Source organism: Nonomuraea sp. NPDC048901 (genome assembly GCF_040649695.1).
GTDB lineage: Bacteria > Actinomycetota > Actinomycetes > Streptosporangiales > Streptosporangiaceae > Nonomuraea.
Genome location: NZ_JBEZFW010000002.1, coordinates 1 through 15728, shown reverse-complemented (window position 1 = coordinate 15728; position 15728 = coordinate 1). Strand labels below are relative to the sequence as shown.

Below are 15728 nucleotides of genomic sequence, written 5' to 3'. Positions count from 1 at the left end.
AGCTCCCGGGCGCGTCGCCGCGCCGCGCAGGAGCTCTCGTGTCTCGTTGTCCGCCCGCGCCCCCGGAGGGGGGCGCAGGCGCCAAGTCCTGTCAGCGGTCGTACCCCGCTCGCGCAAGGCACGTCCTTAACCGTCGACCTGCTCACCCGCCGAAACCGCCTCGCCGCCGCGCGTAGTGTCGCGGTCCAGGCCGAGCGGATCGGCAAGCGCACCGGTGCTGACGTCGAGCGGCCCCTGCGCCAGCCTGGTCACCTCGGGGGGAACCGGCGGCGCGAAGTCGGCCACAAGGCGCAGCCCTGTGAGCACATCGTCGGGTCGTACGGCAGGAATCACGTGCCGAACAACCATGCGCAGTATGACACACGACTGTCCTGGCACCTGAGCTGCGGTTCTGTCTGCTCCCTCGGGCACCTCGAGCCTCAACACCGCCTCCCGGGCGTCGAAGCGTCGGGGGCCCTTCTTGGTGAGGCGTTCGACCTCCACGGTCTCGGCGGCGAGGAATTTCGCCACCGCCGTCTCCGCGAGCTCCCAGTCGGCGCCGGGCAACCGCACATCCCACTCAGATGCCTCCAAGCGGTCGGCCAGCCCACCAACGGTGGCCTCCACGACGTCGAGCACGTCGAGACCAGGCGGCAGAGAGCCGTCCAGGTCGACACGGATCCGTCCGGGTTCGCACGGTTTCGTGACGCCGATCTCGAGGTATTCGGCCTCGCTGGCGACGCCGGTCGGCGCCGCGCCCGCATAGGAGATCTTCGGATGGGGTGAGAAGCCCGCACTGAAGGCCACCGGAATGCCGGCACGGCGGACCGCTCTCTCGACGGCCCGCGAGATGTCGCGGTGGCTGGTGAAGCGCAGACGTCCGCGCTTGGCGTAGCGCACACGCAGGCGCTGCACCGTAGGCGCGGGCGGGGGCCCATCGGGAACAGGTTTCAGAGCTGGTCGTCCTTCCCGTGTAAGTGTTTCCTTCGTCTCAGGATATGCCGCTCCGGAGACTCAACGTCCCAGATCATGTACGGCGAGGTACGGGCCGCGCACTCAGCGCGGCTAGACCACCGTGAGAGGAAGAAGTTTCTTACCCGTCGGGCCGATCTGGATCTCCGTCCCCATGGTCGGGCAGACGCCGCAGTCGTAGCACGGAGTCCAGCGGCAGTCCTCGACCTCGCTCCCGGACACGGCCTCCTGCCAGTCCTGCCAGAGCCATTCGCGGTCGAGCCCGGCGTCGAGGTGGTCCCAGGGCAGGACCTCGTTCTCCTCGCGCTCGCGCACGGTGTACCAGTCGACGTCGACGCCGGCCTTCTCGGCCGCGGCCATCCAGCGCTCGTAGGAGAAGTGCTCACTCCACCCGTCGAAGCGCCCGCCGTCCTCCCAGACGGCCCGGATCACCGCGCCGACCCGGCGGTCACCGCGCGACAGCAGGCCCTCCACGATCGACGGCTTGCCGTCGTGGTAGCGGAAGCCGATGGCCCGGCCGTAATTCTTGTCGCCACGCAGCGAGTCACGCAGCGCCTTGAGCCGCCGGTCGACGGTCTCGTGGTCGGCCTGGCCGGCCCACTGGAACGGCGTGTGCGGCTTGGGCACGAATCCGCCGATGGAGACCGTACAGCGGATGTCGCGCGAGCCGGTGATCTCGCGGCCCGCCTTGATGACCTTCTTGGCCAGGTCGGCGATGCCGAGCACGTCCTCGTCGGTCTCGGTGGGCAGCCCGCACATGAAGTAGAGCTTCACCTGCCGCCAGCCCTGGGAGTAGGCGGTGGTGACCGTGCGGATCAGGTCTTCCTCGGTGACCATCTTGTTGATCACCCTGCGCATCCGCTCGGACCCGCCCTCCGGGGCGAAGGTCAGACCGGAGCGCCGGCCGTTGCGGGAGAACTCGTTGGCCAGGTCGATGTTGAACGCGTCGACGCGGGTCGAGGGCAGCGACAGCGAGGTGTTGGTGCCCTCGTAGCGGTCGGCCAGGCCCTTGGCCACCTCGCCGATCTCCGAATGGTCGGCGGACGACAGCGACAGCAGACCGACCTCGTTGAAGCCGGACTCCTTGATGCCGTTCTCGACCATGGCGCCGATCGTCGTGATCGACCGCTCGCGGACCGGGCGGGTGATCATCCCCGCCTGGCAGAAACGGCAGCCGCGCGTGCAGCCGCGGAAGATCTCCACGCTGAACCGCTCGTGCACGGTCTCGGCCAGCGGCACCAGCGGCTTCTTCGGATAGGGCCACTCGTCCAGGTCCATGACCGTGTGCTTGTGCACCCGCCACGGCACGTCGGGCCTGTTGGGCGCGACCCGCGTGATGCGGCCATCGGGGTGGTAGTCGACGTCGTAGAACTTCGGCACGTAGACGCCGCCGGACTCGGCCAGCCGCATGAGCAGCTCGTCGCGCCCGCCGGGGCTGCCCTCGCCCTTCCACTCGCGGATGACCTCGGAGATGGCGATCGCGATCTGCTCGCCGTCGCCGAGCACGGCGGCGTCGAGGAAGTCGGCGATCGGCTCGGGGTTGAAGGCCGCGTGACCGCCCGCCAGCACGATCGGGTCGTCGTCGCCGCGCTCGACGGCCAGCAGCGGGATGCCGGCCAGGTCGAGCGCGGTCAGCATGTTGGTGTAGCCGAGCTCAGTGGAGAACGACAGGCCCAGCACGTCGAAGGCGCGCACCGGCCGATGGGCGTCCACGGTGAACTGCGGGATGCCCTCCGCGCGCATGAGGGCCTCAAGGTCGGGCCAGACGGCGTAGGTCCGCTCGGCCAGCGTGTCGGGCAGCTCGTTGAGGATCTCGTAGAGGATCGCGACGCCCTGGTTGGGCAGCCCGACCTCATAGGCGTCCGGATACATCAGCGCCCACCGCACGTCGGTGGAGTCCCAGTCCTTCACGGTCGAGTTGAGCTCACCCCCGACATACTGGATGGGCTTCTGCACCTTGGGCAGCAGCGCTTCCAGGCGGGGAAAAATCGACTCGACAGTCATGACACCCAGACTAGCGGCGCTCAGACCGTGGCAGGTCCCGGGATGTCGATGTCGTTGCCGCTGAGAACGATCAGTTTGTGTCCCTCGTAGCAGGTCAGCTCGATGGCGATGACCCCGCTGGCGAGGTTGTGCACGGCGGTGATGTGGCTGGCGGGCAGGAGGAAGCGCTCCTCGCACTCGTCGCAGTAGGCCAAGAACATACTGTCAATTAAACGACTGTTCGCGGATCCGGATCGACTGTAGAAGCCCAATCGAGATGAGATTGGCGAATGTGGCCGTGCCGCCGTACGAGACGAACGGCAGCGGCAGCCCGGTGATCGGCATGATGCCGATGGTCATGCCGATGTTGACGAACGTCTGGAACGCCAGCCAGCACACGATCGTCCCGGCCACGAGCGTGCCGAACCTGTCCTCGCACAGCCGGGCGATCCTCAGCCCGCGCACCAGCACCACGCCGAGCAGGAGCACCACGGTGAGCGAGCCGAGAAACCCGAACTCCTCCCCCGCGACCGTGAAGATGAAGTCGGTGTGCTGCTCGGGCACGAACCGGCCGGTCGTCTGCCCGCCGTCGAAGAGCCCCTTTCCGAACAACTGCCCCGAGCCGATGGCGATCAGCGACTGCGTGCTGTTGTAGCCGACGCCGCGCGGATCGACGCGCGGATCGAGAAACGCGGTGAACCGCGCGACCTGGTACGGCTCCAGCATCCCGAACGCGAACACGCAGAACACCCCGACCCCGGCGATCAGCGTCAGCAGGATGATCCACCTCTTGCGCACTCCCGCGATCACCAGCCCGGCAGCCGTGATCACGGCCAGCACGAGCGTGGTGCCGAGGTCGGGCTGCAACATCACCAACCCCATCGTCAGCAGCGCGGCGAACAGCGCCAGCCAGACGTCGAGCCCGCGCGGCCGATCGCTGCCCTCGCCGGGCTGGGCCAGCAGCATCGCGATGATGAGCAGCAGGCCGAGCTTGGCGAACTCCGACGGCTGCACGGCGAAGCCGCCGCCCAGCAGGATCCACGAGTGCGAGCCGTTGATCGTCGCACCCAGCGGCGTGATCACCAGTCCCAGGCCGACCAGCGAGAGCAGGAACGCCAGAGGCGCGTACGCCCGCATCGCCCGATGGTCGATGACGGTCACCGCCGCGCAGAGCAGCGTCCCGATGGAGAGGTTGAGTACGTGCTTCTTGACCAGCCCCGTGGAGCCGGGCGCCCAAGTGCGGGTCGACGACCAGACCAGCAGCGTGCCGATCACGCAGAGCGCGGCCACCGCGACCAGCATCACCCCGTCCAGCCGCCACATGGCCGACTGCGCGCCCACCGCCCGCCGGGCGAACGAGCGCCGCCCGCCCATCAGCGTGCGGTCCATCATCCTCCCGCCTCCGTGCCGCCCTCCTTTTTGGTGCCCTTGCTCTTGCCGTCCTCCCCTGTTCCGCCCGCCACGGTGCCACCCGTCCCCGCGTCACCTGTCTTCGCGCCGCGTTTCCCCGCGCCGCGTTTCCCCGCGCCACGTTTCCCCGCGTCGTCTGTCCCCGCGCTGTCTGTCCCCGCGCCGCTCTTCCCCGCGTCGTCCGCCCCCGCGCCGTCTGTCCCGGGGCCGTCTGTCCCGAGGCCGCTGGTGCCCGCGCCGCCCGCCACCGCGCCATCGGACCCGTCGGCCACCGCGCCATCAGCCGTCCCGCCGTCGGCCACCGTGCCATCGGCCGAGATCTTCGGCAGCTTGGACACCGGCCGGCCCGCGGGCAACGCGGGCTTGTTCTTGGCGAAACCGAAGATGCCCTCGTAGATCTCGCGTGCGGCGGGCGCGGCAGTGGAGGCGCCCATCCCGCCCTGCGAGACCATGACGACCACGACGAAGTGCGGGTCGTTCGCCGGTGCGAACGAGGCGAACCAGGAGGTGTCCTCCTTGCCCCACACCTCCGCGGTGCCGGTCTTTCCGCCGATCCGCACCTTGTCCATCGGGAACCCGGCGAACGCCCCCGCCGCGGTGCCGTCAGAGGGCACGTCGCTGAGCGCGTCCTTGATGTAGAGGCGCTCCTTCTTCGACAGCGGCAGCTTGCCGACCACCGGTACGTCGATCCGCCTGACCAGCGCGCCGTCGGGCCGGACCGTGGCCCAGCCGATGCGCGGGCTGCGCAGCTTCCCGTCGCTCACCAGCGCCGCGTACGCCCTGGCCAGCTGGAGCGGCGTCACCAGCACGTCGCCCTGGCCGATCGAGAAGTTGGCCGAGTCACCCGCCCGCAACAGGAAGCCTTCGAGGCAGTTCTCGTTGGCCAGCCGCTTGAGGAACTCCGCCCGCGACTTGTCGGCCACCTCCGGATAGCCGCTCTTGGCGCGCCGGCAACTGGTGCCGCTCGTCTGGGCCCACATGTTCTTCTTCCAGGTGCGGTCCGGGATGCGCCCGGCCGACTCGCCCGGCAGGTCGATGCCCGTCGGCTTGCCGAACCCGAACGCCTTGGCCGTGTTGGCGAACACCTCCTTCGGCGCCTTCTTCGGATTGAGCCCGCCGTCCTTCAGCCACTGGTCGTAGCCCGCCCGGTAGAAGATCGTGTCGCATGACTTGACCAGGGCGGTGTGCAGGTTCATGGAGCCGAGGCCGATGCCGTGGAAGTTGTGGAAGGCCCGGTCGCCCACCATGACCGCCCCTGGGCAGTCGTACGTGCCGTTCAGCGGATAGCCCGCCCGCAGCATGGACGTCACCGACGACACCTTGAACGTCGAACCGGGCGCGAACATCCCGTTCAGCGCCCGCGACACCAGCGGCTTGCCCGTGGCGTCCGACAGCAGCCGCTGGTAGCCGCGGTCGGAGATCCCGCCCGCCCAGACGGCCGGGTCGTAGCCGGGCATGCTGGCCAGCGCGATCACCCGGCCGGTGTCGGGTTCGAGCACGACCGCCGCGGCGCCGTCCGCCTTGGGGGCGTTCTTCATCGCGTGCTGCAACGCCTGCTCGGCCAGGTCTTGCACGCGGGCGTCGATGCTGGTGACCAGGTTGTCGCCGCTGACGGGCGCCACCTGCTCCTCCACCCCGATGGCCTTGCCCATCCGGTCGACCTGCACCCGCCGCAGCCCGGCCTTGCCGCGCAGCTCGTCGTCGTAGATGTACTCGAGGCCGTCGCGCCCGACCAGGTCGACGCCGGAGAAGGCGGCCTTCAGCCCTTCGCGCTTGGCCAGCTCGGCCTCGGTGACCGGCTGCAGGTAGCCGAGCATCTGCGCGCCGGCCTTGCCTCCTGGGTACTGCCTGACGGACTGGATCTCGGCGGAGATGCCGGGAAACTCCTCCTGCCGCTCCAGGATCTGCAGCGCCTGACGGGTGTCGGCCCGTTCCTCCACCGGGATCGGCTGGTACGGCGAGCCGGTCCAGCAGGGCTTGGTCACCCCGGGCCCGCACGGCGTGATGCGCTTCTGCAACTGCTTGACCGGCTGTCCCAGCACCTCGCTGAGCTTGCGCAGCACCGGGACCCCCTGCTCGGGCATCCTGATCAGCCCGGTCCGGTCGACCGAGACGACCAGCGAGGTCTGGTTGCGCACCAGCGGCCGCCCGGAGGAGTCGAGTATCTGCCCGCGCACGGCCGGCACGATCACCGACCGCGTCCTGGTCTCCGTGGCCCTGGTGACCAGCTCCTGCCCCCGCACCACCTGCACCTGCCAGAGCCGCAGGCTGAGCACCGCCAGCACGCCCATCACGATCACCTGCAGCACGACCAGCCGGGTCCGCATCCTGATCATTGCGGGAACCTCGGGTGCGGCCTTTCACGGGTGACCAGCCAGATCGCCAGCGGCGAGAGGATCAACGTGTAGACGACGGTCACCGGCACCTGCTCGGTCAGCGTCGAGAGCGTCACCCGCGGATCGGCGATCAGCCCGCCGAGCGCCGCCGACACCAGCGGCGCCATCAGCACACACAGGACGACAGTGGTGGCCGGACCGCCGACGCCCCGCCCGGCCACGTAGCCGACCAGCGCGAACACGAACGCGTACTGGCCCACCAGATGCGCCGTGGGCGGCACGATGTCGACCAGCAGTCCCGCGCAGAACCCGATGATCGCCCCCGCCGCCGGCCCGCGCAGCAGCGCCATCGCCACCACGACGAGCAGCACCACGTCGGGCGCTCCCCCGGCCGGCAGCGGCAGCCGGTTGATGAGCATGACCTGCAACAACACCGCCGCCAGCACGCACAGCCCAACGATCATCGCGGCTCCTCCTTGGGTGGTAGCACGGCGTCTCTCGGATCCTTCGCCGGCGCCCCCACCACCACGCCGACCACGTCGAGCGCGGTCAGATCCGCGTATGGCCTGGCGTACGCGATACGGGTCAGCTCGCCCGGCGTCGCCTCCACCCGCTCGATCACCCCGATCGGCACCCCGGCGACGTACGGCGCGCCGCGCTGGGAGCCGAAGCTGACGATGCGACTCCCACGAGTGATCGCCGCCGTCGAGTCCAGCAGCCGGAACCGCACAAGCCGCCCGTTCTCCCCCACCCCGTGCACGACGCCGATCTCCTGGCCGCCTTCGAGCCGGGCACCGGCGGCCGAGCCCGGGTCGCTGATCAGCACCACGGTCGAGCTGTCGGCGGACGCCTGGATGACCCGGCCGACCAGCCCTTCACCGTTGAGCACGGTCATCTCGGGGCGTACGCCGTCGGAGGTGCCGACGTCGATCTCGATGGCGTCCTCGAAGCCGGGCTGGCCGCGCCTGGCGACCACGTTCGCCGTCACGATCTTGTAGCCGCCGAGCCCCGCCACGCCGAGCAACCGCTTCAGCTCCGCGGCGCGCGCGGCGTCGAGCCGGCCCGCGGCCAGACCGGCCCGCAGCCTGACATTCTCCGCCTTGACCCGGTCGAGCTCGGCCTGGGCGGCGGGGGCGTTGACGATGGCGTGGAAGAAGCCGCCGACCGGGCGGACCACGGAGCCGCCGACCTGCTCGACCGTACCGAAGAACCACGAACCGGCCGTGCGCAGTGGCCACAGCGGCGAGGCCGCGCCGGCGCGGTGGTCGACGGTCAGGATGACCAGCGCCACCGTGAGCAGCGTCCCCAGGATCAGCCGGGCGTGGCGGGAGTCTCTCATCAGCGACGTGATTCCGGTACGAGCACCTGGTGCAGCGCCTCGAACTCCTCGACGCACTTGCCCGAGCCGAGCGCCACCGAGTCGAGAGGGTTCTCGACGAGGTGGACGGGCATGCCGGTCTCGGTCTTGATGCGTTCGTCCATGCCCTTGAGCAGCGCGCCCCCGCCGGTGAGCGCGATGCCACGGTCCATCAGGTCGCCGGACAGCTCGGGCGGGCACTTGTCGAGCGTGACCTTGACGGCGTCGACGATGGTGTTGACCGACTCCTCCGTCGCCCTGCGGATCTCATCGCCGGACACCACGACCGTCTTCGGCAGGCCGCTCACCAGGTCACGGCCGCGGATCTCGGCGTGCAGGTCCTCACCAATGGGACACGCCGAGCCGATGGCCATCTTGATCTCCTCCGCGGTGCGCTCGCCGAGCATGATCGAGAACTCCTTCTTCGCGAAGGTGATCACCGCCTGGTCGAGCTCGTCGCCGCCGACCCTGATGGACTGGCTGGTCACCACACCACCCATGGAGATGATGGCCACCTCGGTGGTGCCGCCGCCGATGTCGACGACCATGTTGCCCGTCGGCTCGTGCACCGGCAGCCCCGCGCCGATCGCCGCGGCCATCGGCTCTTCGACGATGTAGACCTTGCGGGCCCCGGCCTGGTATCCGGCCTCCTTCACCGCCCGCTGCTCCACCCCGGTGATGCCGCTGGGCACGGCGATGATGATGCGCGGCTTGGCGAAGTGCCGCCTCTTGTGCACCCGCTGGATGAAATAGCGCAGCATCCGCTCAGTGACGTCGAAATCGGCGATCACACCGTCCTTGAGCGGCCGGACGGCCACGATGTTGCCCGGCGTTCGGCCGATCATGCGTTTGGCCTCGATGCCGACCGCGACGATCTTCCCGGTGGCAGTGTTGATCGCGACGACCGACGGCTCATTGAGCACGATGCCCCGGCCGCGCACGTAGACCAGCGTGTTGGCGGTGCCGAGGTCGACCGCCATATCACGGCCGAGAAACGCGAGCTTGCTGCCCATGGGGAACGGAGCCTTCCGTAACGTCGTTCGCGAATGACTACGGATCGAATTCGAATCGTAACGTGACGTTACCCACCAGGGCGCGCAATGAGCCCCCTGTGCCCCACAAATTCTTCAGCCCATCCGGGAGCCCCGATGTCGCCGCAGGCGAAGGACAACATTGGGCCTCCGTCTTGCACCGTTTTGACCCACCCACCGTCAGCGGCCGATCATCGGGCACCTGGGGATCTAACTCCTCTGTACCGTGGCCGGCCCCATCCACGGAAGACGGCCCACAGTGCGCACGTCACGGCGCCCGGCCACCTCCACCGGAGGAGCGTGCCCCTGGACAGGCGCCGGCCCCGTGCGGCGGGTGGGGTGCACCGGGCTTGCCGTACAAGATCGCAAAAAGCCTGTCATATCTCCGACGCGCGCTGCCGCGCACGGCCGGGTGGACCGGACAAAATTTGCGCAAAAAAAGCGCCCGCCATCATGGCGGGCGCTCGGCACCTCAGAGACGTCACAGAGGGCAGGAGAAGCGGGAGAGACTAGAACCGGTCGGGGAAGAAGATCTTGATCTCCCGCGCGGCCGACTCGGGCGAGTCGGAGCCGTGGACGATGTTCTCGCCGATCTCCAGCGCGTGGTCGCCGCGGATGGTGCCGGGCGCCGACTTGACCGGGTCCGTGAGCCCCGCCAGCGCGCGGAACGCCTCGACGGCGCGCGGCCCCTCCAGCACCAGCGCGACCAGCGGCCCCGAGGTGATGAACTCGACGAGCTCGCCGAAGAACGGGCGCTCGGAGTGCTCGGCGTAGTGGGCCTTGGCGGTGTCGACGTCGAGAGTGCGCAGGTCCATCGCAGCGACCTTCAGGCCCTTGCGCTCCACGCGGGCGATCACGTCACCGATGAGGCCACGCTTCACTCCGTCGGGCTTGATCAGGACAAGAGTGCGCTCGGACACTTGAGGTTCTCCTTCGAACAGGGTGTGGTTCGGGGCTGCGGCCACATGCACCGGCTTGGCTCCACGGGGAATCGGCCCGGGGGCGCAGGCCCTCGCGTCGAGGTGGCTGCGGCTCAGCTTACCGCCCACGACGGCTCCCCCGTTTCGCCGCGACCGAGCCCATCAACGCCGCACACACCGGCACGCCTCGCGCCAGCCACACCTGTACAGGCCTCGCTCGGCAACGCACCATCGACCAACGGCCTGGGAGGTGGCCGTCCATGGAACCCACTCCTACGGGCCGGTCCCCCAGGGCGGTCGCCCTACGCGGGCCCTACGGACCGGTCCGGCGGGCCAGCGCAACCCTGTGGTCCTATGGGCCGGTGCTACCGACCAGTCCTACACACCAGCTCCACGCAAGGCCCTTACGGAACGGTGCTACGGACCGGTCCTACAGGCCAGCCGCACGCGGGATCCTACGGGCCGGCCCTTCGCGGGGTCCTATGGGTCGTGCCTCCGGCCGGTCCGGCGGGCCAGCACAACCCGGTGCTACGGATGGGTCGGTGCTATGGAGTGGTGTCCTCGGGCGATTGAGCCTGCGGCGGGACAGGTGGGACAGGACCGGTCACCTCACCCACCCCCTCCACACTCGCGACATTCCGGTCAGCCGCGCCGGAGGAGTCGGGCGACACGGGGATGCGCGGTATCGCCCCGGCAGGCCGATCCTCTGCCCCGGCTGCCGGCTGGGCGGGCACCTCCAGGGCGTCCACCGCCATGGTCGGCCCGCGGCGCTCAGACCGGCGGCTCCTCACCGTAGGGACCGCCGCCTCAGCGGCTGAGCCTTCCCCCGCCCCCTCCGCGACCACGTCCGCGCCCGTGGAAGTCCCCGAAGAGGCCGAAGACGCCGAATGACCGTCTGCATCCGGCGAAGACACCAAAGACGGCGAAGGCGCCGAATCACCGCCCGTCGGCTCGGCCGCTTCATCTGCCTCAGATGCTTCATCGGCCGGAGCCGCGCGCCGCGAGAGCAGCTCCGCCAGGACGATGACCGCGACCACCAGGAACCCGCCGATCAGCGACCACAGATGCAACGTGCCCACAAACCGGTCCACCAGTTGCTGCGCCACCGTGACCCCGCGCAGCATCATCAACTGCACCCCGGTAGCCAGCAGATAACCGGCCAGCACACCGGGAAAACAGAGCGCCAGGCCGAACAGCGCCGCCCCGATGCCCGACTGGCTGAGCGCGGACGTGAGCGCCACCGCCGCGCCCGCCGCCAGCAGAGTGAACGGGATCACCAACACGAGCCCATCGGCGGCCGGCACCAGGACGCGCACCGAGCACAGACCGACCACCATCGCCAGCAACCCCATCGGCGCGAGCCACCGCGCTCCGGCGAACAGCCGCACCGCGATGGCGGAGGCCAGCCCCAGCACACCCGCCACCACGAACGGGATCCACAGCCCGGTCATGCCCGGACCGCCGAGGCCACGCATCTCCACGTAGGTGATCTGGGCCAGGCTCGGGAGCAGCACGATGCCGACCGCGACCATGACGTACGCCAGTGTGCGGCCCTCACGGCTGCCGAAGGAGGCCATCACGAGCAGCGCGACGACCGCCAGCACGGCCAGCAGGATGACCAGGCCGGGCCCCCACTCCTCGCTCGCGGTGCTGATGGCCACCACCGAGATGCCCACCGCGGGCACGCTCGCGAGCAGCAAGCGGCTGCGTTCGGCGGCCCGTGGCGAGGGCATCGACGGCTGGCCCTGCAGCAGCCAGACGACAAAGTAGACCGCTGCCAGCGCGAGCGCGATGCCCGTCAGCAGCGGGTACGGCTGGAGCGTGATCTTCCAGTCGCTCACCTGATCGAGCGGCCACAAGGCGAGCGCCTGGGCGGCGAGCAGGCTGAACGCGAGCATGCCGGTCCAGATCGCCCGCAATGCCATGGAACGCTCCCAGGCCGCGACCAGCGTGGCCGGGATGAGCAGGCCCGCGCCGATCCCGTGCAGCACGCGCAGCGTCGCCACCAGGAACGTCGAGCCCGCGAATCCGCCCGCGACGTCGGCCAGCGCGAGCACCGTGAGCCCGCCGAGCAGCATGTGGGGGACCTTGACGTGACGCAGCGCCACCGCGGCGAGCGGCACCGTGAGGATCATCGCCGGGAGCGCCAACCCGTGCGCGCGCATCAGCGCGAGCTTGTCGAAGCCCTCGGGCAGCAGACCCGAGACCACGGACACGGTGTTGGGGATCGCGAGCATCGCCAGTGGCAACGCGACGATGATGAGCAGCCCGAGCACCGAGTCGAGCAACCATGGGAACCTGACGCGTGCGGTGGGTCCCGCGCTGTGTGCGTTCGGGGACCGCTGGATCGGGGGGACGGCCATGTTCGCCGACTTTAGCGGGAAGTCACGCCCTCGACACGGCGAGCGACGAATATCGCGGTAATCCATAGCGCCGCGAAGATCACCCCTAGGAAGAACATCGTCGGCACGAGGAACCCCGTGCCGATGGCCAGGACCTGCAGGATAGTGCCTGCGACGTACGCGAAGGGCCGCTTGAGCAGCCCGGCGACGATCACGCACAGCACCGCCAGCCCAATACCGACAGTGACCGCCACCGCCGTCTGAACGCCGCTGTTGATCGCCACCGGCGTAATCAGCGCGGCGACGATGGCCTCCATGCCGAGGACGCTGGCGCCGAGCCGGCGCATGCCCGGGGTGACCTGGAAGTTCATCACACACTCCCCGCCTTGAGCAGGTGACGCGCGTCCCCGGCCGTCACGACCGAGCCGGTGATGAGCACACCCGTGCCGCTGAACTCACCCTGGGCGTCGGCGATGCCGATGCCCATGTCGATGGCCTCGTCGAGGCGTTCGACGACCCGCACCCTGTCCTCTCCGAACAGCGGTATGGCCACCTCCGCCAGCTCGGCGGGCGACATCGACCGAGGCGAGGAGTTACGCGTGACGACGATCTCGTCGAGAATCGGCTCCAGCAGGTCGAGCAGGGTAGCCACATCCTTGTCGCGCATCACCGCGACGACACCCACGACCTTGGCGAAGTCGAACGCCTCCTGCATGCCCTCGAGCGACGCCTGCATGCCGCCGGGGTTGTGCGCCGCGTCGACGACGACCGTGGGATTGCGGCGCAGGATCTCCAGCCGGCCCGGTGAGGACGCCCCCGCGAACGCCTGGCGTACGAGCTCCACATCGAGCGGATCGTCGCCCCCCGTCAGAGCTTCCACAGCGGCCAGTGCGCAGGCCGCGTTGCTCGCCTGGTGCTCGCCATAGAGAGGCAGGTAGACCTCCTCGTAGACGCCCTTGAGGCCCCGCAGGGTGAGCAGTTGTCCGCCCATCGCCACCTCGCGGGCGAGCACACCGAACTCGAGCCCTTCGCGGGCGACCACCGCGCCGACGTCGACGGCCCGGCGCATCAGCACCTCGGCGGCCTCGAGCTGCTGCTGGGCGAGTATGGCCGTGGCACCGGGCTTGATGATGCCCGCCTTCTCCCCGGCGATGCTCGGGATGTCGGGCCCGAGCCGGTCGGTATGGTCGAGCGAGATCGGGGTGACGACGGCGACGGTGCCGTCCGCGACGTTCGTCGCATCCCAGGAGCCGCCCATGCCGGCCTCGACGACCGCCACGTCCACCGGAGTGTCGGCGAAGGCGGCGAAGGCCATGGCCGTGAGCAACTCGAAGAACTGGATCCGCCGCCCCTGCGTGTCGGCGAGCTCAACGTAAGGGGCGATCTCCTCATATACCTGGGCGAACCGCTCCTCGCTCAGCGACTCGCCGTCAACGGTGATGCGCTCGCGCACCGAGACGAGATGCGGGCTCGTGAACCGGCCCACACGCAGATTGCGCTCCTTGAGCAGCGCCTCGGTCAAGCGCGCCGTGCTCGTCTTACCGTTCGTGCCCGCTATGTGTACGACAGGGTATGCCTGCTGCGGCGAGCCGAGCAGGTCCATGAGGGCCGCGATCCGGTCCAGCGTCGGCTCGAAGTCCCACTCGACGCCTCGCTCCATGATCGCGCGTTCAACCGCACGAAAGTCCACCCCTCAACCCTACTGACCGTACGGAGCGCTCTCCCACGCCACCACCTGATGATCAGCGGTTTCGGTGCCCGGCTTTGCCGGCAATGGGCTGGCAACTCGCGGTACGCGACCCGCACGGCCGACGGCTTGCGTCGTTGATGCCGGCCGTCTGCCGGACGGTCGCCCACCCGTGACACTCCATGGCCGGTCGTCCAGCCGTGACACTCCATGGCCGTTTGACGGATGGTCACCCACCCGCGGTACTCCGGCATTACCGTCCCCGTCAGCTCCCCGTCGATCTGAATCTGCGTGCCGCGAACCGGAGGGCGGGTCGCGGGCATTTCCTCCACGACATCGCTCCGCACGCTCGAAGACACTGCAGAGGACAAGGGAAACCACGATGACGAGACCGTGGATTACCGCTCTCAGACGTCAGCCGCAAATCCCGGCGGCCTATCTGAGGTTCGCCATGCCGAACCGACGCAGGAAGACGGTCGTCCAGTAACCACGCCGCACGGTTCCGGCTCGCGCCATCCTCGTCCAACCCGCTTGAGGTCCCCGTCGAAGTCGCCTGTGGTGTGGGACCTCATCCGCGGGATGCTCCGTTGCCGCCGGCAAAGGCCTCTCGTCTCCGACGAGCGCTTCCAAAGGTGCAGGAACACAAAAATGGTCCCCACGCGCCAAGCCGTCCTTCCAGCTCCTTCGACGCGGCTCCAGCAAGCCGCCTCCAGGCCGCCTCGTGCGGGCCGAGCTCTCCAGGCCCCGAGGACGGCGCGAGACCCGGAACGCAGAAAAGCCTGGGAACAGGGCCTGACCCCGAAACGCAAAAGTGGACCCCCGCGCCAGGCCGTCTCCCTCCCGCCTTCGCCGTCCCTCCCGCAGGCCGCCTCATGCGGGCCGAGCCCTCGAGGCTCCGAGAGCGGCGCGAGGGCCGAAACCCAGAAAAGCCCGGGAACGGCAATGCCCGGGAACGGCGCCTGACTCCATAACGCAAAAGTGGGCCCCGTGCCAAGCCGTCCCTACCCGCGTTCGCCGTCTCTCCGGCAGGCCGCCTCGTGCGGGCCGAGCCCTCCAGGCCCGGGAACGGCCCAACGCCCCATAACGCGAAAAAGGGCCCCACGCCCAAGACGTGAGACCCATCACCGCGAACGAGCCGAGCGCTCTGGCGCCCGTAAGCCCTGACCGAGCCCAGCGCGCCACCACCCTCCCGCACAACCCTTCCGCCCCCGACCCCCCGGGAACGACCCGTACCGACCCGTAACGCAAAAGAAGGACCCCAACGCGCAAGGCGCAAGACCCAACAACGCAGAAAAGGGCCCCACACACAGCGCGCAAAACCCCACAACGCGCAAGGCCCCGCAACGCGTGAGGTCTCTGAAACGCGGAAAAGGGCCCCACGCGTGTGCGTGGAGCCCTTTTCCGTCTTCAAAGATTGTCCGGCGGTGACCTACTCTCCCACACCCTCCCGAGTGCAGTACCATCGGCGCTGGGAAGCTTAACTTCCGGGTTCGGAATGTAACCGGGTGTTTCCTTCCCGCCATAACCGCCGTAACCCTATGAAACTGTCAAACACAACCAACCAACCAGCCTGTGTTTGTTGTTTCAGAATTACATAGTGGACGCGAGCAAGTATGCTTTGTGGTCAAGTCCTCGGCCTATTAGTACCGGTCAGCTCCACACGTTACCGTGCTTCCACCTCCGGCCTATCAACCCGGTCGTCTACCGGGAG

12 protein-coding genes and 2 rRNA genes are annotated in these 15728 nt (G+C 69.0%); all 14 read right to left on the bottom strand.

Features of this window, described 5'->3' with window-relative positions:
- Positions 1–126: 126 nt before the first annotated feature.
- Positions 127–879: a TIGR03936 family radical SAM-associated protein gene (locus AB0C30_RS05120; protein WP_357939790.1), complete on the bottom strand. Its 753-nt coding sequence runs from the start codon at positions 877–879 to the stop codon at positions 127–129.
- 165 nt (positions 880–1044) lie between these two features.
- Positions 1045–2955, bottom strand: coding sequence for a TIGR03960 family B12-binding radical SAM protein (locus AB0C30_RS05115; RefSeq protein ID WP_357939788.1), 1911 nt, complete (start codon positions 2953–2955; stop codon positions 1045–1047).
- Between the two features lie 20 nt (positions 2956–2975).
- On the bottom strand, positions 2976–3155 hold the full coding sequence (locus AB0C30_RS05110; RefSeq protein ID WP_357648066.1) for a hypothetical protein: 180 nt from the start codon (positions 3153–3155) through the stop codon (positions 2976–2978).
- Positions 3156–3159: 4 nt separating this feature from the next.
- Positions 3160–4326: a rod shape-determining protein RodA gene (rodA, locus tag AB0C30_RS05105; RefSeq protein ID WP_357939786.1), complete on the bottom strand. Its 1167-nt coding sequence runs from the start codon at positions 4324–4326 to the stop codon at positions 3160–3162.
- Positions 4323–6680 carry a penicillin-binding protein 2 gene (gene mrdA, locus AB0C30_RS05100; RefSeq protein ID WP_357939784.1) on the bottom strand — a complete coding sequence of 786 codons (2358 nt, stop codon included), beginning with the start codon at positions 6678–6680 and terminating at the stop codon, positions 4323–4325. The genes rodA and mrdA overlap by 4 nt, the downstream gene beginning before the upstream one ends.
- Entirely contained in the window at positions 6677–7144 is a 468-nt protein-coding gene (gene mreD, locus AB0C30_RS05095) for a rod shape-determining protein MreD (protein ID WP_357939781.1), read from the bottom strand. Before mreD ends, mrdA begins: the two co-directional genes overlap by 4 nt.
- Complete coding sequence (mreC, locus tag AB0C30_RS05090; RefSeq protein ID WP_357939779.1) at positions 7141–8019, bottom strand: rod shape-determining protein MreC; 879 nt, start codon at positions 8017–8019, stop codon at positions 7141–7143. The genes mreD and mreC overlap by 4 nt, the downstream gene beginning before the upstream one ends.
- On the bottom strand, positions 8019–9050 hold the full coding sequence (locus AB0C30_RS05085; RefSeq protein WP_357939777.1) for a rod shape-determining protein: 1032 nt from the start codon (positions 9048–9050) through the stop codon (positions 8019–8021). The genes mreC and AB0C30_RS05085 overlap by 1 nt, the downstream gene beginning before the upstream one ends.
- A gap of 527 nt (positions 9051–9577) precedes the next feature.
- Positions 9578–9988 (bottom strand): nucleoside-diphosphate kinase, encoded by a 411-nt coding sequence (gene ndk / locus AB0C30_RS05080; protein WP_214642928.1) that lies wholly within the window; start codon positions 9986–9988, stop codon positions 9578–9580.
- A gap of 545 nt (positions 9989–10533) precedes the next feature.
- Positions 10534–12351, bottom strand: coding sequence for a hypothetical protein (locus AB0C30_RS05075; RefSeq protein ID WP_357939774.1), 1818 nt, complete (start codon positions 12349–12351; stop codon positions 10534–10536).
- An 11-nt stretch (positions 12352–12362) separates the two neighbouring features.
- Positions 12363–12701: a DUF4233 domain-containing protein gene (locus tag AB0C30_RS05070; RefSeq protein ID WP_357648052.1), complete on the bottom strand. Its 339-nt coding sequence runs from the start codon at positions 12699–12701 to the stop codon at positions 12363–12365.
- On the bottom strand, positions 12701–13990 hold the full coding sequence (locus tag AB0C30_RS05065) for a folylpolyglutamate synthase/dihydrofolate synthase family protein (protein ID WP_357941452.1): 1290 nt from the start codon (positions 13988–13990) through the stop codon (positions 12701–12703). The genes AB0C30_RS05070 and AB0C30_RS05065 overlap by 1 nt, the downstream gene beginning before the upstream one ends.
- A 1443-nt stretch (positions 13991–15433) precedes the next feature.
- Positions 15434–15550 (bottom strand): 5S ribosomal RNA (gene rrf / locus AB0C30_RS05060).
- A gap of 87 nt (positions 15551–15637) precedes the next feature.
- Positions 15638–15728 (bottom strand): 23S ribosomal RNA (locus tag AB0C30_RS05055); the annotation flags it as partial.

Bases quoted from the DNA above. Each gene is read 5' to 3' on its own strand.
- AB0C30_RS05115 (WP_357939788.1), bottom strand. From the start codon at position 2,955: ATGACTGTCGAGTCGATTTTTCCCCGCCTGGAAGCGCTGCTGCCCAAG.
- AB0C30_RS05110 (WP_357648066.1), bottom strand. From the start codon at position 3,155: ATGTTCTTGGCCTACTGCGACGAGTGCGAGGAGCGCTTCCTCCTGCCC.
- rodA (WP_357939786.1), bottom strand. From the start codon at position 4,326: ATGATGGACCGCACGCTGATGGGCGGGCGGCGCTCGTTCGCCCGGCGG.
- mrdA (WP_357939784.1), bottom strand. From the start codon at position 6,680: ATGATCAGGATGCGGACCCGGCTGGTCGTGCTGCAGGTGATCGTGATG.
- mreD (WP_357939781.1), bottom strand. From the start codon at position 7,144: ATGATCGTTGGGCTGTGCGTGCTGGCGGCGGTGTTGTTGCAGGTCATG.
- mreC (WP_357939779.1), bottom strand. From the start codon at position 8,019: ATGAGAGACTCCCGCCACGCCCGGCTGATCCTGGGGACGCTGCTCACG.
- AB0C30_RS05085 (WP_357939777.1), bottom strand. From the start codon at position 9,050: ATGGGCAGCAAGCTCGCGTTTCTCGGCCGTGATATGGCGGTCGACCTC.
- AB0C30_RS05075 (WP_357939774.1), bottom strand. From the start codon at position 12,351: ATGGCCGTCCCCCCGATCCAGCGGTCCCCGAACGCACACAGCGCGGGA.
- AB0C30_RS05070 (WP_357648052.1), bottom strand. From the start codon at position 12,701: ATGAACTTCCAGGTCACCCCGGGCATGCGCCGGCTCGGCGCCAGCGTC.
- AB0C30_RS05065 (WP_357941452.1), bottom strand. From the start codon at position 13,990: ATGGAGCGAGGCGTCGAGTGGGACTTCGAGCCGACGCTGGACCGGATC.